Genomic DNA, 21,597 nt, shown 5'->3' on the forward strand with positions numbered 1-21,597 from the left:
CCTATTAGGGGGCACGCCGAGGCGAAGCGGTGACTGCGGCTGCTGGAGCAGGTTTCGGGGGCTGGGGCCGTACCTGGCGGGTGCATATGTCGTGCACGGCCTGTTGATAAACGACGGGGTCGAAGAGGTAGTCAGGAAGGAAGACCTCGTATCCGGCCGTGATCAGTGCGGGGACGGCTCGGGTTGCGAGCTGCTTCTTCTCGTCCTCGGTGAGGTGCGCCGGCGCCTCGTGCCAGATGTAGACGGGCCCGGCCGTCACTGCGGTCTTGCGCTCGAAACCGAGACGGTCGAGCAGGGCGAGGAGCTCCTCGGGCGCACCGGTGGGGGTGTCGGCGTGAACGGTGTCGGTCAAGGGCTTGCAGTAGATCTCGACGTCGGTACCTTCGTCGTCGGCGCGGTTGCCCATCACCGGGTCCGCAGGGTCGAGGTGCGTCTCTGGGGCGGCGGGGCCGCCGGCGCGGTGGACGTGGGCGCGGGCCGCGCCGCAGGGTGCTGGAGCGCGGTGGTGAGGCCCTGGGCGGCGAGCTGCTCGCCCATCTTGCGGACGGCTCGGGCCTGGACGGCGGTGTCGTCCCCGTTCAGCCGGTAGGTGCCGGTCTGCTCGTCGTGGACGAAGCCGTTGGCGACCAGGACGGCGGCGACCATGTTGCTGGTGGGGGCCGTGGCGAGGCTGCCGTCGGCCTGCCAGGTGAGCACGACCCGCTCCGCCTGGGACGGCTGGGTAGCGTCGGGCTGGCGGGCCAGGCCAATGGAGTTGTGCCGGACCTGGGTGAGCGCGGCGTCGTAGCGGGCCAGCAGGTCACCGGCGACCGTCTCGGCGCTCAGGAACGGGTCGTCGCTCAGCGCGATGCCGTCCGGCTCGCGCATCCCGCCAAACGCCTGCCCGGGGATGTCACGGGGGGCGACGGCGGCGACGAGGAAGCCGTCCCGCTCGTCGTGCCGGTCGATGACAACCAGCTGGGCGCCGTCCTTGCGGGTCAGCACGGCCGCGTGCCGGATCGGGTGCGCGGCGAGGGATTCGGCGACGAGGTCCATGTCCCAGATGTGGTCGGCCAGTTCGGCGAGATCGTCCTTGCGCTCGGGCGGGTGGTAGGTACTGCTCCAGGTGCCGGGCAGTTCGCCGGCGAGGACGTCGGCGAACGAGGCGAGGCGGCCGGGATCGGAGTCGTGGTCGTGGTCGTGCAATGTCTTCCTTAGTAATGGAGCGGGCGGGGGTGAGGGGCGCAGGCCCGCGATGCCGGAGGCGGGGTCGGCACGTGCGCTGCCGTGGCGGGTGGAAGCATCCAGCGGACGCTTCGCGCTCTGCGCCGGGCACCTGCCCGGTGCAGGTGCTGCGGGCGGGCCGATCGGCGAGCTGGGCGACCTGGGCACCGAGCGGGGCAGGTGCTGGTCGGTATCGAACGCCTCGTCGCAGTCGATGTGATAGCCGACGGCCACAGCCGGGCCACGGCGTTGGTGGCAGGTCTCGTGGACGCGGACGACGGGCCCGAAGCCGCAGCGCTGCAGGATGCTGTGGGCTTCGGGGTCTGCGCCGCGAGCGAGGACCTCACCGGAGTGGGGATTCGGCGGAAACCCGGGAAGCGGACGGCACGCAGCAAGAGCGGGGGCCTACTACGGTGATCGTCGCGTGTGCCGCCCATCCGGTGGTGCGGTGGCGATGCCGTGCCGAGAGACGGCGCCCGGTGGGCGAGCCGCGAGGTGGGCGGTGGTGGCGTCGAGGTCCTGCTGGATGTCGTAAAGCCGGTGAGCGATCAGCTCCAGGCGGTGCGCCGTGCCGGGGCTGCCGGCACCCGGCTGGCGTGCGACCCGATAGGCGGTGTGCTCGATGAGGCCGCGCACGGTGGCCAGCGGCCCGGACTGCTCGTCGGTGAGCTGCGCCAGGACCGTCGCGAGCTGAGTCGACGCGCTCGGGACGGGCCGGGCGACGGCCTGGCGCTCAGGGGCTGTGCGTACGGGGGTGAGGTGCAGCTCGTTCTCGATGCGGCGGGCTTCATCCGAGAGCCGTCGGAGCAGGCTGGTGGGCTGCGGCTGCCAGGTGCCGTCGAGCCGGATCAGGTTGGCGATCAGGTCGAGGCGGCCGGGTTGGGCCTGGACGCCGATCCAGCGGCAGCCGCCTTCGTCGCCGGGGATCTCGATCCCGGCGGCACGGGCGAGGCGGTGGGCGGCCTCAGCCCACTCCGGACCGGTCAGATCACGGTCGTCGGGGTGGAGACGGACGTCGAGGTGGAAGATCGCCCGCCGATCGCCCCGCGGGCCGACGGCGAACGGGTGCTCCACCAGCGGGTCGTCGAGGTGCTCGGCCCACTGGGCGGACGTCCAGATCGCCTGCTCGTCGTCCAGGGTGTAAAAGTCCAGGCCCGGCCAGTAGGCGATGACAGTGTGCTCGGTCAGGCCCTCCTCCGCCGAAACGTTCCGGTCCAGCGCCTGGCTGAGCGGGTGCTGGGCGGAGATGCTGCGCTCGTTGAGGCGTGGGATCACGTCTGTGTGCCTCCGCTGGTTCGTGCGGACAGCGACACCTCACCGACGGCGGCGATCAGGGAACGCTCGCGCACCAGATCCGCGTGCACCGACACATCACCCGGCGGCAGCAGGTCCAGCGCGCGGTCGATCGCCGCAAGCCCCTCCTCGTACCGGCCGAGCTGACGCAACGCGCCGGCCTTTCTGAAGAGCACGATCGGATCGGTCCGTGCGGCGAACGGCGGCCGGGCGGCGAGGTCGAGAATGCGCTCGGCGCGCTGGGGCAGGTGCTGACCGAGCCACAGGCCGTGCAGCAGCACGTGCAGGGTCTTGGCGTGCTCGTCGGCCTGGTCGAGGACCTCGTCCAAGAGGGCCAGGCCCTCGGGCCGTGACTGGCCCAGCAGCGCGAAGGCGTACAGGGCGCGGCTGTAGCAGTCCAGCCCCGCGCGTGCGGCTGCGGGGAGTCGCTCGACGAGCGACTGCAGACTGGGGCATCGGAAGTCGTAGCGCAGGCCGCTCAGGTACAGGTGCCGGTACGTGCGGGCGGTGACCGGGTCGGGGCCGGCGGCGGTGACCTGCTCGGGCAGTAGCAGGCCAAGGGCGCTGTGTCCTGCAGCGCGGGCCGCCCAGGCGGCATCCGCGCACACCTCGGCCGATTCCCGCCAGTCGGCGTCGAGTTCGCGCAGATCGGCTGCCAGACGGGCGGGCCAGCGTGCGTCTGCCGGCGTCAGGGTGGCCCGGGTGCGGGCGTACGCGAGGGCCAGGGTTCGGCCGGGGTGGCGGACGGGAAGACTCACCGGCCGTCCCGGGCGTCGTTGACGTGCACGAGCTGGCCGAGGGCCGTGGTGGTGTACCAGCCGCAGTCGATCAGCTCGTTGCGGGAGGCGTACTTCGGCAGGAGGTAGTCCTCCATGGCGCGAAGGTAGATCAGGCAGTCCGGGCACCGGCGCTTCAGGTGGACCATGTAGCGGGGGTGGGCGGTGAGGTACGACTGCTGGCCGCCGGTCGCGTCGCGCAGCCGCCATCCGTCCTCGTCGGTCGGGGTGTGCCACGAGGAGGCGACCACGCGCATGGCGTCTCCCCACAGTTCCCCGCCAGCCACGCCCTTGAGGACGACGACCTGGTCGCCGGCGTGGAAGTGCCGGTGGGTGATGTCCCGGGCGGGAGTGAGCGGATCGGGCGTCGGCGTGAAGGCCGGAGTCGGCGGAGGGGTCCAAGAGGGCGGGAGCATGCAGGTCCTTCCACGCGGTGCGGGGTGGCGGTGGGAGGATCAATGGTCCGCAGGATCGCCGGTTTGGCTAACCGGCGATGGTCGGCTATGTTCCCGCCGTCGTCAGCGGTACGGGTTCTCCGTCCCGCGGTCGGACTCGCTGGCGGCGTCGAGGAGTTCGACCAGGTCAGAGCCCTCTGCGTCCCGCTGGTCGATCCACCAGCCTGCCCTCGTGATGGTGCGGGCCTTCTCTTCCAGCACCGCCCAGTCCGCCTCGCCCCAGGTGCCTTCGACGACAAGGGCGGTGTGCGCGGCGCTCATCAGCTGGTGGCGGGAGCGCTCGCCCCAGTCCAGCGCCCTCTCGGGTCCTTCCAGCGGCGGCATGTCGAACTTCTCGGCCCACTCGGCCGCGGCCTGCTGTTCCTCGGCGCGCTTGGCCGCGAGCCACTGCTCCTTGGACTCGGTGTCGGCGTCGCGGGCGGCCTTCCAGCAGTCAGAGCATTCCCGTCCAGCGAGCCAGCGGGCGAACCCCGCCCGCCGGTCGGCCGGGCGGTCGGACAGGTCATGGACGACCTCATGGCCGCAAGGAGCATGCTCGATCGTCCATCTCGTACGGACTGCCATGGTTTGGATCTCCTCAAGTAGGTGGATGTGGAGTCGGGTTGGGGTCGTGGCTCTAGCGGTGGCGCGCGGGCGACGGGCCACGGGCGGGAGGCGCTGGCGGCGTTGTGTCCAGGGCCGGGCGCGGGCGGACCTGTGGCCTGGGAGTGCGATGGGGCGGCAGGACGGCGACACTCGCGCCGAGGTCCTCGGCCGTCTCGTGCACTTCGCGGGTGAGGAAGTCGAGGTGTCGGCCGAGGGCGGCGAGCCGGGCGGCGATCTGCTGGCCCCGCACGGTGTCCAGGGCGTGGGCGAACTGGCCTGCGGTCTCCAGGAGTTCCTGGAGTCGGACCAGCGGGCCCGCGTTGTAGCCGTGCTGGGTGGCGGTGAGCAGGACCTCGGCAACGTCACCTGCCGCTCGGGCTTCGGTGACGTCCCGGATCAGTTCCTGCAGGGACACCTCGGGCGCGGCCTCCGGGCGGTTGAATCGGGAGACGTCCGGCCGTAGCACGCCGGGCGGGACCGCGGACGGCAGTGCCTGCCCGGCGATGTATTCGTTGGCGTAGTGCCCGATCACCTGCCAGCCCGGCGCATCCGGATCGCCGGACAGTGCGATCACGGTCGAGGTGTCATCCTCGATCAGGTGGGCGATGGTGATGAGTCGGCCGTCGGCGGCGTACCACGACTCGATCAGATCCAGCTCGCCCCGCCGCTGCGCCGCGTGGGCCATATCGGTCCACATCTGCTGTTCCTCGTCGGTCAGCGGGATTTCGCGCTGCTGGTGCTGGTCGGCGAGTTCGGTGGCGAGATAGCTGTGGTCCGCCCAGAAGGCGAGGTGCGGCCACACGGCCGTGTGCTGCGCGCGCTCGGCGGTAGAGCCGGGTTCGGCAGGCTGGTCGAGGACCTTCGCGATCTCGCTGTGGGAGGCGGCGAGGCTGTCGAGCAGGATCCGCCATGCGGCGGTGTGGCGGGCGGGCGGCAGCGCGTCGAGGGCGCGGCGGGCCGCGGCGAGCAGTTCGCCTGCGTGCGGGACCAGGTAGGTGGCGTATGCCTGGAGGGCTGCCTGGTCGCGGTGGGCGCGGGCTGCTGCTTCGGCGTTGTGGTGGACGGTCTGCCCGTGGCGGTCCCGGGTGGCATCGAGCGCGGTCTCGACCTCACGGCCGATGCGAATCATGCGAATTCGGAAGTCCCGTGCTTTCCAGGCCAGTTCGCTCGCGGTGGGAGTGGGCGGGTTGGGGATCGGTTGCTCCTGGCGGTTGCGGTCAGTGGCGTGTCCGGCGTCCTGCCGGCGGTGCCTGTGCGGTCATCGCCGGCCGGTGCGTCGGGGCGGACGGGGTGGACTGGCCGGGGCGCGAAACGCGCAGGTCGGGGTCGAGGTGAACCGAGTAGCGGGCGGCCACCAGCATCTCGGCGGCCCAGCTGGCGTGTTCGTTCTCCCAGGTGCGCCCGAGGTCGAAGGGCAGCCGGATCCACTGCCCGCGCAGCGTCGGATAGGTCTCGAATCCGGCGCGGGCCAGGATGCTCGCGGCGAACGCGTCGTACGGTCCTTCGACTTCGACCTCGCCGCCTTCGCCCCGGGTGATGCGGATCGGCTCGCTGGTCATGTTCACCGGCTCCGTCCTTGACCGGCAGTCGGGGCGTGGCTGGCGGCGGCAGGCGGTGCCGCCGGCGCGGTGTTGGCCAAGGCGGAGATGCGGGAGGGGCGAACGGTGGCGGCCTGCGCGATGCGGGAGCGCCGTTCAGCCAGGCTGTTGCTGGTCGTCGGCCGGGCAGGAGCCGATGCACGGGCGGGGTCGAGCGCGCTGTCGTCCCGCACGCGGTAGCCGAGGCTGCGCAGGTCGTGGACGGCTTGGCGGGTACGGCGCAGCCCGTCGCGTTCTGGCTCGGTGAGCCGGTACAGGCCAGGAGAGAAGGGGATGGGCTCGAACTGCTCGCGGAGGAGGAACCATTCGGCGAGGTGGGGGGTGAAGTTCGCGTCGGCGGAGGCGACGAAGCCGTGTTCGGGATGGGCGCGGAAGTGGAAGTGGTCGGACAGAGAGGGATCCTTATCGGTCAGTGGCGGTTCTGCTGCCGTGTCTGCGGGACGGCAGCCGGCTGGGTTCGCAGGCCGGTCGTTCGCGGTGTGGACGGCCCAGCCGGTGCCGGTGTGGAGGGCGCGCGCAGGGCGGCGGCGGTGTGCCGCAGACGGGCGCGGGCCGCGACGTATTTCTCGGCCGTCATGATCCGCAGGACCTCAGGGTCGTTACGCAGAGGCGAGTGGGCGAGGTCCTCCACGGCCTCGCGCTGGAAGCCGGTCGTGGCGTAGGTCAGGGCCTCGGCGAGTGTGTCCAGAGCTCGGGCGATACCTGCGGCGGCCCGGGCGAGCCGGGTCAGGGCGGCGCGTTCGGGCGGGTAGACCGTCTGCGGTGTGGTGAACCGTTCCTGCGCGCGTTCGATGGCGTGCTGCAGATGGTGGGCCAGCACGCCGATGTCGTCGGTGAGCGTGACCAGGTCGACGGTGTCGGGGCTGGTGGGGAATTGGGCGGCCAGCTCGTCCAGACGCCGGGCCAGGTAATCGAGCGTGGCCGGGGTGACGGAGGACGACATCAGACAACCCCGGCCACACTGCTTGTCTCTGGGGCGCAGAGGGCGGCTCGCAGGCTGCGTCCGTAGTTCCACGCATGCCGCCGAGCCTGCGGCTCCAGGACGTCATAGACGTCCTGGTGAGTCATCTGGCCGGGGTGTTTGCGGTACCGGTAGACCGGCAGGCGCAGCAGGATCCCGGGGGCGAGGCTGGTGACGCCGACGGCGGCCATGTAGTCCTCGCCCTGGACCAGGCCGCCCATCGGCGCCGCACGCACGAGGTCGGTGCGGGCCAGGAGGGTGGTCGGCCCGATGGGGATGGTGTCGGACGGGGACTTCCAGTACGTCCACACGTCGCCGGCCTCGTGCCGGCCGGGCGGCGTCGGGCAGCGCCACAGCGTTGTCGTTCCGTCCGGGTGGAGGTCCTGGCTGTATCCGGCACACCAGCCCACCCCGGTCGCTTCCAGGGTGTGCAGCCGTACGGCCATGGCGTCGTCGGTGAACTCGTCATCGTCATCGGCCCAGTTGACGTAGGGGGTGCGGACGTCGTTCAGGGCGAGGTTGCGGGCGCAGGCCGCGCCGACCGGGCGGGGCAGCACGAGGGTGCGGACACGCGGGTCACTCGCGAGCGGCGCGGGCAGAAGCTTGGGGTCGGCGCCGTCGATGGCGATCACGGCTTCCCAGGGCACGCTCTGCCGGGTGAGGCTGGCGTGCATGGCTTCCAGGTAGCCGAGCCGGTCCTCGCGCAGGCGGGTGGCGATGACGACCGTGATCAGGGGCGATGCGGGAGTGGGCAGGGCAATTCCTCCGGGAAGGCGGGCGAGGAGCGTTTAGCGGCGAGCGGCGGGGCGGGCCGGGGAGCCGATCGCTGGGCGCGTGGTGGGGGTGGCCTGGGGCGGGGCGGCGCGCAGGGGAGTGAGGACGGGGGCGTGTGCGGTGGAGGACCAGTGGGCGGGGCTGTCGCTGAAGACAGTGCGCGGGTCGGTGTTCCAGTCCACGACCGGGCCTGCGTCCTCGTGGAGCAGGCTGATCACTCCGATCCCGTGCGGGCGCAGGATGTAGCCCCACTGCAGGTCCTGCTCGATGGCGGTCGCATCGGTGACCGTCATCCGTACCGGCGGGGAGCCGTCCGGGGTGATCAGGTTGTCCAGGGTGCGGCTGGGCCAGTGTTCGCCGCCGGTCAGCGCGGCGACGAGCGCGGGCGGGGCGCCGTCGAGGAGATCGGTGCCCAGCTCCTCCCAGCCGACGGCGACATCGTCCGCGAGAAACCGGGACATGGCTTCCAGGTCGCGGCGGAAGCGGTGCTGGAACGCGGTCAGGAGCAGGGGCAGGTGGTGGCTCGGCACGCCGTCGAGATGGACGTAGATGCCGCTGTAGCCCAGGCCGGTGGGGCGGGCGACGAAAGAGCGGGTCGACAAAGGCGGGTCTCCCAGTGGGCACGGGCGGATGCGGCGGGGTGTTCGCTGAGACTCAGGGACGCCGACGGGTAGGGTGCGGACCACCGGTGTCGGGGGCGCGGCCGTGCTCTGCTGCCAGCACTGGCAGGGGTACCGCGCCAGCCCGGGGGGCGTCGGGTGTGGTGACGGCGTGCAGGGCCCGGTTGAGGCTGCGCAGGGCGGCGGCGTGGCCGAGTGTCGCGTTCAGCCGGTTCTCCACAGGTTCGTCTCCCCTGGCGTGGGAGGTGAGCCGGTGGGCGTCGGCAAGACCGGTCACGGCCGTGCCAAGGTGCGTGGCGGCGCGGCTGCTGTGCGCAAGCGCGGCGGCCAGACGGGACAGGTACTGACATCCGACGTCGGTGCCGGCGAGGGAACTCTCGGCAGTCTGGCGCAGGTCGGAGACGAGACCGGACGTCAGGTTGTGCACGGCGACGAGCTGGTCGAGCACGGGCACCAAGTCCGCCTGGGCAGTGCCCGCCTCCGGCAGGACCACAAGCCCCGCAGTCTCCTTTACACGGCGCTGCCACAGACACAGGCGTGCGGACACGAAGTCGGCGTGGGGACGGCTCATCGGCTCGGTCCCTTCGGCAGATTCGCCGCCGGGACGGGCTCGGTCGAGGGGGCGCCGAGGGCGAGGCTGGACCGTACGGATACGTGGAAGCCCAGGTGCCGGAGGCGTTCAAGGCTCTTGATGAGCTGGCGGCGGGTCTGCGCCTCGGTGAGGGTGTCCGGCAGATGGCATTCGCCCGTGGCGGCATCGAGCAGGAAGCCGCCCCGCGCGAGCAGCTCGATCAGAGCACGGATGTAAGTGGTGCGAATGCGCGGACTGCGCTCGGCATCGAAGGTGACCTGCACCTGAAGGTGGCCCGGGCTGCCCGCACGCAGTGCGGGCAGCGAGGCGAAGCGGTACTCCAGCAGCATCCGCCGGTGCACCGCCGCCGCAGCCCGGACGGGATCGGCCGATACCGCGATGCCGCGGGGACCGGGCAGGCCCATCACGTGCTCCTGCTGGCAGCCAGCGGGCAGCAGCGGCAGCACGAGGAACTGCTCGGCTCGGTGCGGCCGGGGCAGGACGTACAGCTGCAGGCCGTACGGGGAGGTGAGCACGCACCGCTGGACATCGGCCGCGTCGAAAGCGGCGTACGCCAGCGGGCCGCTGTGCCAGATCCGGTGGCTGCCGGCCTCCTGCGCCACGAGGCTGGTGGGTTCTCCAGCCTGCCAGCGGCCGGGCAGGTGCTCGGCGAGCGAGGCGGCGAAGCCTGACACGGGCGGGAGCGGTTGCTGATGCGCGTGGCTCATGCTCACGCTGCCGAGGAAGTGGACAGGCCCTCGGCATCGGTGCGGCGGCAGGTGTAGCCGATCAGCTTCGACTTGTCCGGCGTCGTCGGGACACTGGCGACGTCGGAGCAAGTGAAGGTGTAGGTGAAGTACGGACTCGGCTTGTCCCCCAGCCAGGCCCGGTCGTCCTTCCCCGGAACGATCTGCAGCCCGGAATGGGCGACAGCATCGCGCTGGGTGTGCGTGTGCGCGAAGACGACCAGGGCTCCACCGTCGGCGGTCCTGAGAGCGTAGCTGCCAGTGAACTCGGTGGCGGCGGCGGAGAACTGGGTGGTGCCGCGGCTGCCGAACTTGTGGATCGTGTCGTCGTGCACCTTGATCTGCCGGGTGGACGTCTTCGTCGTGGTGAAGACCTTCTTGCCGGTCAGGTCGCCTCCGGTGGCGAAGTTGTCCAGGACAGCGTCACGCAGGACGTCGACCGGGGCGGCCACGTTCTTGGTGGAGGTGGCGTCGACCGCGGTGGCGTAGCCGTCCGCGTCGAGAGCGATCTTCGGGACCTGCTTCTTGTCGTCGAGGTCGACGGCGGCGACCATCGCCCACCGCTGCGTCTTGGCCTGCTCGGCCATGATCAGGACGCGGGCGTACTTGTTGTTCTTGCCGCTGTAGGTGACGGCGGCGAACCACTTGGGCTGTCCGGTGGTGAAGCGGGGGATGTAGACGTCGGTGGAGGCAAGGTTGTACGACCACGGCTTGTACTTCTCGCGGTCGGCCTTGGGCAGGCCCTCGTCGTGCTTGTAGTCCGCGACCGACATCGCGTACAGCGGGCCGTCCTCGATGGTGTCGAGGAGCTTGCGGTTGTTGTGCGCGTTGGCCTCGTTGTTGATCTTGGAGTAGTGGGCGATCTGGGCGAGGGCTTCCTTCTTCGTCAGCGCCGGCTCGGCGGTCGGCTCGGGGGAAGCGGTGCGTGTGACCCGAGCCGTGGCGCCGTTGTCGGTGCCACCGGGGGCGCCGCAGGCGGACACGGTCAGCGCGACGGACGCGGCGGCGGTGAGCAGGAGAGCGGAACGGCGGGCGGAAGTGTGCAGGGGAATGACGGTTCTCCGAAGAATGCGGGTGGGTCAGCGGTTACGCGATGCGGCAGCGGAAGCTGCGGGTGGTCGCGGCACGGTCGCGGCGGGTGTCACCTGGGTGTCCGCGGTAGCGCGCAGCTGCTTCGCGGCGTGGGCGAGGTGCGTACGGGCGTCGCCGAGGCGGTCCACGAGGTGCTGGTGCGTGGCGGCGATCGACCGGTCGCGGGCGGGGCCGGGCTGCTGGTGGGCGAGGTGGGCGAGGTGGGCCAGGAGGCCAAGCTGGTGGACTGCGGCGCCGAGGGCGGCGAGCGCGGCACCAGTGGGCTCGGCCGCCCGGGCGAGCGCGAGGGTGGTGCGGCGGTCGGTGGCTGTGGGCTGGTGGGGGTAGCGGGTGGCGGCCCGGTGGCGGAAGGCGCTCTCCCCGGCCAGGTAGCCCAGAAGGCGGGCCAGATGGCGGACTTCGTCGTCCAGGATCTCGCTCAGGGCCGGGTCCGGTTGGATCTGGTCGGTGAGCGGGAGGTGGTCGGCAACGGTGTTGATCCGGTCGGCCATGTCGTGCAGCAGCATCCGCTGGTCGAGATCAGACACCAGAGGCAACTCCAGGATGTGCGGGGGCGTCTACCGTCGTGCTGAGGACGGCGTGCCCGCTGTTGGCTGCGTGGCGGGCGCTGCTGTGGGCGGGCGGGTCGGTGGGCCTGCGGAGGCGGGGGTGGCGTGGCGGAAGTTGACGCCAATGCCCTGGGCGGTGAGCAGCTGGACGGCGCTCTGGATGAGCAGGGCGCGGTCGCTGCTGCTGTAGGACGCGGGCAGGACGAAGGCAGCCTCGTGCGGGCTGTACTGGAAACGGCAGCCGTACAGCACCATGCGGGCGTCTTCGGGCACCGACCTATACGGTGCGCCCACCACGCCGTCCGAGTACCACACCAGCGTGAGGGTCTCGGTGACCTCTGGTGCGGCGGGACGGTGCGGCGGCTCGGGCTGGACGCGGGCGTTGTGGTGGACCGCGTCCACGGCCCGGTGGTAGCGGGGCAGCACGCGGCGTGCGACCGCGGCGGCGGCACGGACTGGGTCGTTGGGCACGGCGATGCCGTTCGGCTCGTCCACGTAGCGGAAGTGGTGCGGCTTGAACCCCTCGGGCTCGAGTGGGGCGACCAGGTACTGGTGGGGGAAACGGGGGCGTTCGGTGACGCAGAGCTGTTCGTCGTCCGGCCCGTGGAGGAGTGCGACGGGCGCATTGGGGAAGTCGAGGAGCGCCGAGTGGGTGGTACCGCAGTCCCAGACCCGGTCGGCGACCGGCCGGTGGTCTTGGGGAGCGGGGAAGCCTTCGTACTTGCGATACCACTGCCCAGGCAGGTGCTGGGCGAGTGTGGTGGCGAAGGTGGGCAGGTCGGTGCGGGGTTGAGGCATGGGCTCTCGGTGGTTTTCAGGGGGCGTGGCCGGCGGGACGTGCAGACGGCGGCGGCAGAGCGGGGGCGATGTGGGCCGTGGCGTAGTAGTCGGCCACGGCTTCCTGCCAGCTTCGGCGCTGTGGGAGGGCGAGGGCCTGCATGCGTTCGGCAGCGACGTGCAGGTCTTCGCCGAGCCTGCGCAGTGTGAGTGCGGCGCTCTGGAGGGCGTGGTAGAGGTGGAAGCCGTCCTGGCGTTCGGATGCCTTGGCCGTCTTGGCTGCCGCTTCGAAGAAGCCTTCGAGATCGTGGAGGAGTCCCTCGGTGGGCTCCAGGACCTGGTGGAGGAGCTGGGCGGCTTCGTCGTAGGAGCGGGCTGCGTTCAGCTGGTCGGTGAGATCACGTACGGCCTGGGCGGCGGAGTACCGGCTGGCAGAGGTGTCGGGCTGGGGTGGCAGGCGGGTTTCTCCGGTTTCAGCAGCGGTCGGTGATGGTGGTTCGGGTCAACGCCGTGGCCGTCCCGGACCTGGCTGCTGCCTGGGCGGCGGTGGAGCCGGAGGCGTGTCGTGGGCTGCGCGAGCCTGCTGGGTGAGCGCGTCGATGTCCGGGGGCGGGTCGTAGTGGGCGCGCAGGATCTGCAGGTCGGCGTCGGCGGCCATGGCCACGGCGGTCTTGATCCGGCTGGCGGCATCCCTGAGCAGCTTGGGCGGGGAGCCGGGGGAGGCGCCGCGGTTCTGTCGGCGCCATTGCGCGGCGGCGGCCAGGTAGTCGACGACCGTGTTGAGGAGGGGTTCGGCGGCGTCCAGCAGGGCGTTGGTGACCGTGCTGAACTCGGCGGGAGTCGTGGCTGCGGCCAGCGCCGTCAGGTACGGGTCCAGGTCCGGCACGGGCAACGGCTCGTTGGGCAACGGGTGTTGGGTGCGGAAGCCTTCAGCGTCTCGCTTCGCCCAGCGGTACAGGTCGTCGGTGGTGGCGGACCGTGTGTGGTAGGCGTGGATCTGTTCGGCGGTCCGGCCTGCGTTGTCGTACAGCTCGAAGTCGGGGTGCTGCAGTGCGGTCTCCTGTCTGGCAGTGGGGACGGCGATCGTCCCGGGGGTGGAGCTGTCAGGGGCGTGGCGTCGTGCGGGATGCGGAGTTCTGAGGTGTGCGAGGAGGGCGGCGTCGCCCGTCGAGGAAGCGCTGCACGTGACAACTGCTGCAACCGGTGTGGCAGGGACTGTTCAGCGGGTTCGGGCACGTGGACCTCGTGGAATCGGCATTGCGGGGGCGGCATTGCTTGCCACCGTGGGCGGGGATGGAGTTGCCGGCACTGAACCAGGCGGGCCGAAAGCTTCCGTGCCGCCGACCAGGGAGGGGCGGCCGTCGAGTTCGTCGAGCCATCTCAGGAGCCGGGGCAGGTTCTTGTCGGGCCCGTACGCGAGGTAGGTGCCGTCGGCGGTGTCGCAGCCGAACCACTCGGCGATGCCCAGGCGCATCCGGGAATTGACGCGACCCATGTGCACGTTCTTGCCGCGGGCTTTCGCCTCGCGAGCCAGCCGCTCGGCGATAGGGCCGAGCTTCCACTGGGTTGATCCGGCCAGGAACAGAACGTCGAACGCGTCCCACGGCAGCAACCCGGGTGCATCGCAGCCGTCTTGGGCCGCATAGGCCGCCGGGACGCCCAGCTCGCGGATACGGGCCAGCCACGGCAGGGACTCCGCGAGGGTGCCGGCAGCGTCGAAGGGCTGGTCCGGGGCGAGCGCCCACAGGCAGCGGTCCAGCCCGTACCGCTCAACGGTCCGGCTCAGCCAGGCGAACCACGCATCGGTGCCTGGCCAGTAGCGGCCCTTGCCGTCGCTGCCGAACTTCGAGTTGTCGCAGGCATACAGGGCGCCGTCCGGGATGCGGCTGCCTTGTGCCGGAGTCGTCATGCAGCGCATCCGTCCGGCGCTCATCGCTGCCCGCACCTCAGGTCCCGAGGGAGTGCCGAGGTACAGCACGGCGCACCTTGCGAACGGCGAGGCGGGCCGTCATCGGGCCAACCCTCGTCAAGCCGTCGGATGGGTGAGGGCGGGAGACGGCAGTCCACGGACGTCTTGCCGGTGGGGTCGTGGGTTCGCTGCTGGCCAGGCGGGACGCCCAGGCCCGCAGTTCGTGGGAGTCACGATCCAAACAAGTCGCCCTGGTCGGCGTCGTCTTCGGTCCAGCCGAAGACCACGCGTTCCAGGTCTCCGAGGTAGACGACGTCGCGATGGGCGCGGAAGGCGTCGAGGACTTCGTCCGCGTAGTCCTGTATCTCGTTGTCCGCCTGGTCGACGCGCGTCCGGTTATTCCTCGACAGCCGGCGCCATTGCACGACGTCGGAGTCGGTGGCGCGGTTCATCCAGACCCAGACGCCGTTGCCCAGCTTGAATACGTACTCGGGGTGGAAGAAGCGGCCGGTTCGGCTGTGGCGACGGGGGTTGCGCTGTTCGCCGAACCCGGTGACGAGGCTCTGGGCAAGTTTGTCCAGGGCGGCGGCTTTGACGTGCGGGTCGAGGTCCTCGCGCGCGATCTGCTCGCGTACCGCGTCGGTGAGCTGGCGCTTGTGGAAACGGCCGTCGGCGTCGGTGAGCTTGAGCGCGGTCTGCTCAACGATGTGCCGCAGGCGCATCTCGGCGGTGGTCGTCACGGCAGGTCACGCTCCTGCCAGACCTGGTCCATCTCGGTCAGCGCCGTCATGGCGTGGGCGATGGTTTCGCGGGTGATGGGTGTTCCGCTGGCGTACTCGGGGTCGTAGCGGCTGAACGTCCGGGTCCCGCGGGCCTGGGCGAGCGGCGGCACGACCTCGTCCAGCAGCCGGGTGGCCACCCGGCGCTGCCGCTTGTCCTCCTCAACGCGTTCGGTGCGCTCGGCCCACGCGCCGGCCAGGGTCAGGTCGCCCTCGACGACCCGGTCGGCCAGCTCGGGATCCTCCTCCCGCAGCCGGGCGAGCTGGACCTCGGCGCTGTTGGCCTTGGCCTTGTTCTCCTGTGCGACGGCGTACGCCTCGTTCAGCCCGGTGGCGCCGCTGATGACCGGGTCCACGAGGTCGGGCGCGTGCTGGAGCACGACATTCGCCTTGCCTACGGTGCCCAGCGAGATTCCCAGCTGTTCACTCAGTGAACGGGAGGACTGTTCACTCGGTGAACGGCCGCTCTGTTCACTCAGTGAACAGGCTTTGGCTGTGATCATCGCAATCTGGCCCTTGGTCAGATTGCGTCGGTGGACGTTTGCCGACAGGGCGTAGCGGTCGGGGTCGTCACCGTCGTATGTGGTGTACGCGGGTTCGACGCCGGCGATCTCGCATGCCTTCAGACGGTTGCGTCCGTCGATGACTCGGCCGCTGCGGTCCAGCACGACCGGGTACAGCAGGCCCTGCTCCTTGATGTCGTCGGCGAGGGTGTTGAGGTCGTCCTCGTCGAGTGCGGGGAAGAGCAGGATGGTCGGATGGAACTGGATGGTGTGCTCCTAACTGATTGATCGTGTTGGGTGGGCGGCGGCCGGAACTCGCGGGAGTTTCAGTGCATGCGGGCGTCGGTGTCGAACAGCTGCAGCTCGTGCGGGTGGAGGAGGTGCTGGACGATGAAGGACCGGCCGGCGACCTTCCACAGGCCCCGTCCTCGGTTGAGGTGGGCGATGGCGTCGGTCTCGACCGAGGTGAGTCCCAGCAGGGAGGCTGCGGCGTGGAGTTGGTCGGTCTCCTGCCGGTAGATGATGCGGGTGGAGCAGTCGGCCAGCAGGCCCTCGGCCAGGGCGCGGCCCTGGGAGCCGGCGTCGCCGGCGGTGAGCAGGTCGGAGAGCCGGTGGATGACCATGAGGTTCGCGATGCCCAGGCCGCGGGAGAGCTTCCACTGGGCCTGCATGCGCTGCAGCAGGCCGGGGTGGCGCATCAGCCGCCAGGCTTCGTCGTAGACGATCCAGCGCCGGCCGCCGTTCGGGTCGGTGAGGGCGGACTCCATCCACGCGGAGGCGCACGTCATGGCGAGGACGAGGGCGGTGTCGTCGCCGGACCCGCCGAGCCGGGACAGGTCGATGGTGAGCATCGGGCTGCCTGGGTCGAAGGCGACGGTGGAGGGTGCGTCGAACATGCCGGCGAGGTCACCGTGGACCAGGCGGCGCATGGCGTGGGCGAGGTCGCGGGCCGCCTCACCGAGCCGCCCCGACATCATCCCGGCCGCCTCGTCGAGCTGCTCGGGGTTGTTGAGCGCGGAGGCGACGTCGCCGAGGAGCGGCGTGCGGCCTGTGTCGGCGGCGCGGGTGACGACGACGTCCAGGGCGACGTCGAGAGCCGTGTGCTCCATCGGCAGCAGGTCCCGGCCGAGAATGGTCCGGGCCAGTGACCCCAGCAGAAGGAGGCGGCGCTTGCGGATCTCTCCTACCCAGTCGGCTTCGGCGACGGAGGCGGGCCGGGGGGCTGCGTCCAGCGGGTTGAGCCTGCCGGGCAGTCCGGGGCCGAGGGCGACGGAGGTGCCGCCCAGTGCGTTGGCGACCGGCGTCCACTCGCCCTTGGGGTCACAGGGGACGTAGACGCGGTAGCCGAAGGCGATGGACCGGAGGGCGAAGCTCTTGGCCAGTGCGCTCTTGCCCTGGCCGATGACGCCGGCGAGAAGGAGGTTGGGGTTGGTGAAGCCCTCGACCTTGCCGTACAGGGCGAACGGGTCGAAGACGAAGGAGGCTTCGGCGTGGACGTCGCGGCCGATGTAGATGCCCTCGGCGCCGAGCCCTCCTTCGGCGAGGAAGGGATATGCGCCCGCGGCGATGGCGGTGGTCATGCGGTGGGCCGGCAGTTTCAGCCGGTTGCCGCGGGCGGAGGCAGGTCCGGGCCGCCCGGTCGGCGGGTAGAGGGCGGTGGGCATGTCGTGCTCGGCCGCGCTCGGGCTTGCCGGGTGGGCGCTGGCTTCGGCGCGGGCCTTGGCCGCGGCCTCCGCGAGCTGCTGGCGGGCCGCGCGGCGGGCGGCGCGGTCGGTGCCGTGGGGGGTGAACACCGGGCTGGCGGAGGCGCGGCGGGCGCGACGGTCGGGCCGGTGGCTCATCAGAGGCCCTCGATTCGGCGGGTGGTGTTCATCGCACGCATGCGGTGGTGTGCGGGCGGTTGAGATCGGTGGGGGTGGTCTTGCGGCGGACGATGTGTCCGGCTGCCAGGTGGCGCTGGCAGATCGTGAGGACCGGCGGTCCCTCCGGGAGCCGTTCCGGATGACATTCGCTCGCATCCGAGGTGGAGGCGGGCAGGAGGTGGAAGGCGGAGTGGACCTCGGCGGTCGCCTGCCACAGCCGGGCGTGCGCGGTGGCGAGGTGTCGGCCTGCGGCGGGATGCGGGGGGCGGGCGGATTCGGCGAGCTGGTCGAGGAGTTGATGCAGGGCGGTGAGGTGGGCGTGCAGCACGTCGAGGTGCACGCGGTCCACCACCGCTGAAGCGGGAGGCGCTGACCGGGCGAGGGCACGGGTGTGATGGCGGATGCCGGCGCTCGCGGCCCGGAGGTAGGGGTGCGCGTCGTCCGGACGCGTACGAGAGGTCAAAGGGGTTGTGTTCCTTCCTGTCGCCGTGTGGGGACAGGGGCGGGCTGTGAGTGCATGCCTCACAGAGCGGTTCGGGCGAGGGGCAGCGCGGCGAGGGCGAAGGCGTCGGGCTGCTGGTAGTTGAGGCGGCGCAGGTCGACGCCGGCGGTGACGGCGGCGGTCTCGATCTGCGCGCAGGCCGCGTCCAGGAGGGCGTCGGTGGCGGCGGTGACGGTGACCAGGCCGGTCAGGGCGACGTCGGCGTGCCCGGCGATGAGCTGGCGCTCGCGCTGTTTGACATCGGCGTACTCGACGGAGTCTTCCTCGCTGTCGACCTGGCCGCGGCGGGCGCGTTCGTTGGCGTCGGCGATGATCGCCGCCTTCTTGCGCTGGACGTCCCGCAGCGCGGACTCCAGCCCCTGCGGCACGTAGATAAGGGACAGGCTGCGGCGGACGCCGGCGGTGAACATGATCCCGTGCAGGAACCCGGCCCCCATCTCGGTCCGCGGCCAGTTCTCCACCCAATACGTGGCGTGGCGGGCGGTGTCGGTGGCGAGCCGGTCGTACTCCTCGACCTGGACGACGGGCCCGGCGGCTGCGGGGTCCGCTTCGGCGCGGCCAGTCTGGGACCAGTGCTGGAGCGCGGCGAGAGCCCTGGGGTCGTAGGCGGTGCGGATGACGGCGGCGATCTCCCGGGCGCTCAGCCATCCGGTGACCATGAGGCCGGCGTTGCGGGCGGCCTGGGCGATGGAGGCGGTGGTCTGCTCCATGACGGTGAATGCGCCCGGAAGCCCTCCGCCGGCCTGGTTGATCAGCCGCTTGGCGGCTTTGAGGTCGAGGGAGATGGCGAGGTAGGTCTCGTGCGGGGCGGCGGCGGGGCCGGCGGAGGCGACCAGTTCGGAGTAGATCTGCCCGGCGACGGGTGTCTGGGGCTGGCCGTGCTGGGCCCAGTGGCGGGTGAGGGTGTCGCCGGAGTCGGGGACGGTGCGTTCCAGGACCTGCACGGTGGCGACGTGCTCGGTGCGGGCGATGCCCGCCAGCGCACGCCCCCAGCCGTTCACGTTGTGGTTCTGGGTTGCGGGGTCGAGCAGGGCGAAGGCCCGGCTGGTGACGCGGGCGATGGCGGTGAGGGTCTGTTGGTGCGGGTCGTGGACGGCGGCGGCGCCGTTGGCGGAGTCGCCGGGGGTGACGACTTTGAGGGAGGCGGCGGTGCCGGGCAGGTGGAGGAGGCCGTCTTGGCGGGGCCGGGTGACGGGCCGGGCGAGATAGAGGGTCTGCCCGGTGCGGCGGCGGTGCGCGTAGCGGGCGACGATCGGCGCCCAGTCGATGAGGGAGCGGCCGTGCCGGCGGATCGCGACGAGCGCGGCGACCGCCGCCCACAGCGGGGTCAGCGCGATGGCGCCGAGGAGACCCGTGGAGACGACGGTCACCAGCGCAAGCGCCAACGCGCTTGATACGAGGATGAGTTGGGAGAGGGAGAGGCCGAGGAGGATGCCGCGGCGGGAGCGGTGCGGGAATTTCACCGTGACCGGGGCGAGGGAGAGAGCAGACAAGGGGCTGGTCCTGGAGGGCGCGGGGAGGCCCGGGGGCGAGAAGGCGATGGGCACGGCCCGCCCCCGGGGATTCGGTCAGATGGTCAGAGGCCGGTCGGGGGCGGCGGCGGGGATCCCGTGCCGCTGCTCCCGGCGCTCTGCGTGCCGGAGGGCGGCGGGGCCCCCTGCGGCGGCGGGCTCGTGGTCGGCGGGGCTGACCGCCATCCGCCGGCTTGGTTTGCTGCGGCGCCCGATCCGTGGCCGCCCGTCCCCGGGGTGCCGCCTACCTGGCCGCTGGTGTCGTCGGTGACGCTGGTCGGCGGCGGCTGTACAGCCTTCTCCAGGCCGGACTTGGCGGCGTCGCCACCGGGCGAGGCACCGGTCCCGCCGCTCTGGGAACCCTGCTGGCCTGCCGGGCTGGATGCGATGTCGCCAGGGAAGCCGCCGCCACCTGGAATCGTGTCCGGACCCTGCGGGGCGGAGCCACCTGCGGCGCCGGCTCCCGCGGCGGCGCCGCCGGTTCCTGCGGTGGCCGCCATCGCGGCTGCCTTCTTGCCGACGTTCTGGGCGTGCTGCTTGGCGAGCTGGGCACCGGCGCCGCCGGCACGGTGAAGGGTTTCTCCGTCGGACCCTTCGGCAGCCCAGTGGACGAACTTGAAGGTCGCGTACGGGCACAGCAGAACCAGGATCATGATCACGATGCCTGCGAGGACGTCGGCGAGCGCGCCCAGGCCGTCCTTCGCCTCGGTCTTGCCCATGGCGGCGATCCCGAGCACGAAGATGATCGTCATCAGGAGTTTGGAGACGATGAGGGTGGCGGTGGCCTCGACCCAGCCCTTGCGCCAGCGGCGTGCGACTTCCCAGCCGCCGCCGGCTCCGGCGAACACGGCCAGGGTGACGAGCACGAGAATGCCCACCTTGCGCACCATCATCACGCACCAGTACAGGACGGCGCCGATGGAGGCTCCCAGGGCGGCGAACACGGCGACGAGCCAGCCGAGTCCGGCGAGTCCGGGAAGCTGGTTGACCTTGACCATGCGGCGGACCGCGGAGGCGATGTCGGTGTTCGCGGCCTGGAACAGGCCGGCGGACAGGGCGTCGACCACTTCGATCGCGACAGTGGTCAGGGCGATGGCGGCGAAGGCGAAGATCACGCCGGATGCGGTGCCGGTGAACGCCTGCCTTAGGGCCTGCCCGTCGCGTCTGATCGCGGCGCGGATGAGCTGGGCGCAGAACGTGGCTACGAGAACGACCAGGCCGATAGGGAGGATGGTCTCGTAGTTGTCGCGGAACCAGCTCGCGTTGAGGTCGACGCGGGTGGTGACGTCGACGGCCTTGGAGGCGAGGTCGGCGGTGGCGGCGGCGAGTTCGCCGGCGCTTTTGGCCATCCAGTCGCCGATCGCCTTGCCGGGGTCGGAGGCGAAATCTACGGCTTCGCCGACCGTGCAGACGGTGTCCGCGAGGGGGAGGTCACAAAACCCCATGAGGACTCCTTTCGGTCAGGGCGCGACGCGCGGGGCGATGGCGACGAGTGAGCAGTCGGCCGAGGGGCGGCACTGCACGGCGAGGGTGATGGAGCGGTCCTCCGCCCCCTGGCCGCCCTTGGCCCAGGCGAGCGTCTGCTTGCCGGTGACGGTCACGGCGTAGATGTACGCCTTGGTGATCGCCGAAGGGTCATCGGCCAGGGCCTGCTTGAACGCGGCCGGGTAATGGCCCTCGGTGATGGACACGGTGGCGTACTGCTTCTGATCGGCCATCCGCGACCACAGCGTCGGATCCGGCATCTGCGCGGAGACCGACGCCCAGTCGCCGTACTCGCTCTCCTTCGTCATCCACGCCTCCATGCCGGCAAGCTGCTGCTCGTGGCTGGTGGTGCGGGTGTCGTAGGACCAGAGCATCGCCGCGGCGGCCTGGGCGAACGCGAGGGGATCGGAGATCCGCGGCGGCTGGGGAACTGACCCTGTCTCAGCTTCCGGTTTCTGCGTACGGCCCGACGGCGCCGTGCTCGGTGATGAGGACCCTGCGGGGCTGCTGGAGGAGCGGTGTTGCTGTCCGCCGTGGCCGGTGAAGTAGGCGGTCGCGCCAGCGATGGCGAGCAGGCAGGCCAGGGCGATCGCGACCAGGGTGAGGCGGCGGCGTGGAGACCAGCTGACGCTGTATCCCGACGGGGAGAAGAGGCGCGTGCGCATCAGTGGACCTGGGAGCCGAGGGCGGAGAAGAACGCGACGATGCCGTTGGCGGCACCGAGGCCGAGTGCGGCGCCGGCCGCCACGACGGCGCCCTTCTTCCCGTTCGCCTCGGCCTGGTGGCCACCGGAGTGGTGGCCCCATGCCCAGACGCCGAGGGAGACGGCGAGCGCGCCGACGACGGCCACGATGCCGAAGAGGTTGATGCTGTTGACGACGTTCTTCAGCACCGACAGGCCCGGCAGGCCGCCTCCCTTGGGGGAGATGCCCGGGTCGTACGCGAGCTGGATGAAGCGGTCGGCGAGTGGGGTCATGGGTATGACGAGGCTCCTTGCGTGCGCAGGCCAAAGGGCCCGGCAGAGGGGAAGAGGAGAAAGGGGAGGGG

The 21,597-nt window shown here is 71.2% G+C and carries 28 protein-coding genes and 1 pseudogene; 2 read left to right on the plus strand and 27 right to left on the minus strand.

Annotated features, from left to right (window positions below; genetic code table 11):
• Positions 1–4: 4 nt before the first annotated feature.
• On the minus strand, positions 5–406 hold the full coding sequence (locus tag ACIBAF_RS21300) for a hypothetical protein (RefSeq protein ID WP_399464798.1): 402 nt from the start codon (positions 404–406) through the stop codon (positions 5–7).
• Complete coding sequence (locus tag ACIBAF_RS21305; RefSeq protein ID WP_399464799.1) at positions 406–1,185, minus strand: hypothetical protein; 780 nt, start codon at positions 1,183–1,185, stop codon at positions 406–408. Before ACIBAF_RS21305 ends, ACIBAF_RS21300 begins: the two co-directional genes overlap by 1 nt.
• Positions 1,186–1,383: 198 nt before the next feature.
• Between ACIBAF_RS21305 and ACIBAF_RS21310 the strand changes: the two genes are divergently transcribed.
• Entirely contained in the window at positions 1,384–1,620 is a 237-nt protein-coding gene (locus ACIBAF_RS21310; protein ID WP_399464800.1) for a hypothetical protein, read from the plus strand.
• On the opposite strand, the gene ACIBAF_RS21315 is transcribed toward ACIBAF_RS21310, so the two are convergent.
• From ACIBAF_RS21315 to ACIBAF_RS21380, 14 genes are all read right to left on the minus strand, one after another.
• The gene (locus tag ACIBAF_RS21315; RefSeq protein ID WP_399464801.1) at positions 1,612–2,478 is read right to left on the minus strand and encodes a relaxase/mobilization nuclease; all 867 of its coding nucleotides are present in this window, start codon (positions 2,476–2,478) and stop codon (positions 1,612–1,614) included. The genes ACIBAF_RS21310 and ACIBAF_RS21315 overlap by 9 nt on opposite strands.
• Positions 2,475–3,254 (minus strand): hypothetical protein, encoded by a 780-nt coding sequence (locus ACIBAF_RS21320; RefSeq protein ID WP_399464802.1) that lies wholly within the window; start codon positions 3,252–3,254, stop codon positions 2,475–2,477. Before ACIBAF_RS21320 ends, ACIBAF_RS21315 begins: the two co-directional genes overlap by 4 nt.
• Positions 3,251–3,688 (minus strand): hypothetical protein, encoded by a 438-nt coding sequence (locus ACIBAF_RS21325; RefSeq protein WP_399464803.1) that lies wholly within the window; start codon positions 3,686–3,688, stop codon positions 3,251–3,253. Before ACIBAF_RS21325 ends, ACIBAF_RS21320 begins: the two co-directional genes overlap by 4 nt.
• 102 nt (positions 3,689–3,790) lie before the next feature.
• The gene (locus ACIBAF_RS21330) at positions 3,791–4,291 is read right to left on the minus strand and encodes a hypothetical protein (protein ID WP_399464804.1); all 501 of its coding nucleotides are present in this window, start codon (positions 4,289–4,291) and stop codon (positions 3,791–3,793) included.
• 52 nt (positions 4,292–4,343) lie between these two features.
• Positions 4,344–5,441 carry a hypothetical protein gene (locus ACIBAF_RS21335; protein ID WP_399464805.1) on the minus strand — a complete coding sequence of 366 codons (1,098 nt, stop codon included), beginning with the start codon at positions 5,439–5,441 and terminating at the stop codon, positions 4,344–4,346.
• An 88-nt stretch (positions 5,442–5,529) separates the two neighbouring features.
• Positions 5,530–5,871, minus strand: coding sequence for a hypothetical protein (locus tag ACIBAF_RS21340; protein ID WP_399464806.1), 342 nt, complete (start codon positions 5,869–5,871; stop codon positions 5,530–5,532).
• 448 nt (positions 5,872–6,319) lie between these two features.
• Positions 6,320–6,853, minus strand: coding sequence for a hypothetical protein (locus tag ACIBAF_RS21345; RefSeq protein WP_399464808.1), 534 nt, complete (start codon positions 6,851–6,853; stop codon positions 6,320–6,322).
• Positions 6,853–7,605: a glycosyltransferase family 2 protein gene (locus tag ACIBAF_RS21350; protein ID WP_399464980.1), complete on the minus strand. Its 753-nt coding sequence runs from the start codon at positions 7,603–7,605 to the stop codon at positions 6,853–6,855. Before ACIBAF_RS21350 ends, ACIBAF_RS21345 begins: the two co-directional genes overlap by 1 nt.
• Before the next feature lie 54 nt (positions 7,606–7,659).
• Entirely contained in the window at positions 7,660–8,175 is a 516-nt protein-coding gene (locus ACIBAF_RS21355) for a hypothetical protein (RefSeq protein ID WP_399464981.1), read from the minus strand.
• Positions 8,176–8,299: 124 nt separating this feature from the next.
• A complete protein-coding gene (locus ACIBAF_RS21360) occupies positions 8,300–8,836 on the minus strand; it encodes a hypothetical protein (protein ID WP_399464810.1) in 537 nt (178 codons plus the stop codon).
• Positions 8,833–9,564 carry a hypothetical protein gene (locus ACIBAF_RS21365; RefSeq protein WP_399464811.1) on the minus strand — a complete coding sequence of 244 codons (732 nt, stop codon included), beginning with the start codon at positions 9,562–9,564 and terminating at the stop codon, positions 8,833–8,835. Before ACIBAF_RS21365 ends, ACIBAF_RS21360 begins: the two co-directional genes overlap by 4 nt.
• Before the next feature lie 2 nt (positions 9,565–9,566).
• Positions 9,567–10,565 carry a hypothetical protein gene (locus ACIBAF_RS21370; protein ID WP_399464813.1) on the minus strand — a complete coding sequence of 333 codons (999 nt, stop codon included), beginning with the start codon at positions 10,563–10,565 and terminating at the stop codon, positions 9,567–9,569.
• A 96-nt stretch (positions 10,566–10,661) separates the two neighbouring features.
• The gene (locus ACIBAF_RS21375; protein WP_399464814.1) at positions 10,662–11,201 is read right to left on the minus strand and encodes a hypothetical protein; all 540 of its coding nucleotides are present in this window, start codon (positions 11,199–11,201) and stop codon (positions 10,662–10,664) included.
• Between the two features lie 30 nt (positions 11,202–11,231).
• The gene (locus tag ACIBAF_RS21380) at positions 11,232–12,020 is read right to left on the minus strand and encodes a hypothetical protein (RefSeq protein WP_399464815.1); all 789 of its coding nucleotides are present in this window, start codon (positions 12,018–12,020) and stop codon (positions 11,232–11,234) included.
• A 70-nt stretch (positions 12,021–12,090) separates the two neighbouring features.
• Between ACIBAF_RS21380 and ACIBAF_RS21385 the strand changes: the two genes are divergently transcribed.
• Complete coding sequence (locus ACIBAF_RS21385) at positions 12,091–12,489, plus strand: hypothetical protein (protein ID WP_399464816.1); 399 nt, start codon at positions 12,091–12,093, stop codon at positions 12,487–12,489.
• 12 nt (positions 12,490–12,501) lie between these two features.
• Here ACIBAF_RS21385 and ACIBAF_RS21390 read toward each other — a convergent pair whose 3' ends face one another.
• The 11 genes and pseudogenes from ACIBAF_RS21390 to ACIBAF_RS21440 all read right to left on the minus strand — a co-directional run bounded on the left by ACIBAF_RS21390 (position 12,502) and on the right by ACIBAF_RS21440 (position 21,526).
• A complete protein-coding gene (locus ACIBAF_RS21390; RefSeq protein ID WP_399464817.1) occupies positions 12,502–12,906 on the minus strand; it encodes a hypothetical protein in 405 nt (134 codons plus the stop codon).
• Positions 12,907–13,218: 312 nt separating this feature from the next.
• Entirely contained in the window at positions 13,219–13,908 is a 690-nt protein-coding gene (locus ACIBAF_RS21395) for a hypothetical protein (RefSeq protein ID WP_399464818.1), read from the minus strand.
• A gap of 230 nt (positions 13,909–14,138) precedes the next feature.
• The gene (locus ACIBAF_RS21400) at positions 14,139–14,648 is read right to left on the minus strand and encodes a hypothetical protein (protein ID WP_399464819.1); all 510 of its coding nucleotides are present in this window, start codon (positions 14,646–14,648) and stop codon (positions 14,139–14,141) included.
• Positions 14,645–15,067: a hypothetical protein gene (locus ACIBAF_RS21405; RefSeq protein ID WP_399464820.1), complete on the minus strand. Its 423-nt coding sequence runs from the start codon at positions 15,065–15,067 to the stop codon at positions 14,645–14,647. Before ACIBAF_RS21405 ends, ACIBAF_RS21400 begins: the two co-directional genes overlap by 4 nt.
• Before the next feature lie 264 nt (positions 15,068–15,331).
• Positions 15,332–15,457, minus strand: a pseudogene (locus ACIBAF_RS21410) (hypothetical protein); the annotation flags it as partial.
• A gap of 59 nt (positions 15,458–15,516) precedes the next feature.
• Positions 15,517–17,031 (minus strand): VirB4 family type IV secretion system protein, encoded by a 1,515-nt coding sequence (locus tag ACIBAF_RS21415; RefSeq protein ID WP_399464821.1) that lies wholly within the window; start codon positions 17,029–17,031, stop codon positions 15,517–15,519.
• 28 nt (positions 17,032–17,059) lie between these two features.
• A complete protein-coding gene (locus ACIBAF_RS21420; RefSeq protein WP_399464822.1) occupies positions 17,060–17,515 on the minus strand; it encodes a DUF6238 family protein in 456 nt (151 codons plus the stop codon).
• A 59-nt stretch (positions 17,516–17,574) separates the two neighbouring features.
• Positions 17,575–19,047 (minus strand): SCO6880 family protein, encoded by a 1,473-nt coding sequence (locus tag ACIBAF_RS21425; protein ID WP_399464823.1) that lies wholly within the window; start codon positions 19,045–19,047, stop codon positions 17,575–17,577.
• Positions 19,048–19,130: 83 nt separating this feature from the next.
• Positions 19,131–20,510 carry an ATP-binding protein gene (locus ACIBAF_RS21430; RefSeq protein WP_399464824.1) on the minus strand — a complete coding sequence of 460 codons (1,380 nt, stop codon included), beginning with the start codon at positions 20,508–20,510 and terminating at the stop codon, positions 19,131–19,133.
• 15 nt (positions 20,511–20,525) lie between these two features.
• Positions 20,526–21,215, minus strand: coding sequence for a hypothetical protein (locus tag ACIBAF_RS21435; RefSeq protein WP_399464825.1), 690 nt, complete (start codon positions 21,213–21,215; stop codon positions 20,526–20,528).
• Entirely contained in the window at positions 21,215–21,526 is a 312-nt protein-coding gene (locus tag ACIBAF_RS21440; protein WP_362754260.1) for a DUF6112 family protein, read from the minus strand. The genes ACIBAF_RS21435 and ACIBAF_RS21440 overlap by 1 nt, the downstream gene beginning before the upstream one ends.
• Positions 21,527–21,597 lie beyond the last annotated feature (71 nt).

The organism is Streptomyces sp. NPDC051677 (assembly GCF_044453465.1).
Lineage (GTDB): Bacteria > Actinomycetota > Actinomycetes > Streptomycetales > Streptomycetaceae > Streptomyces.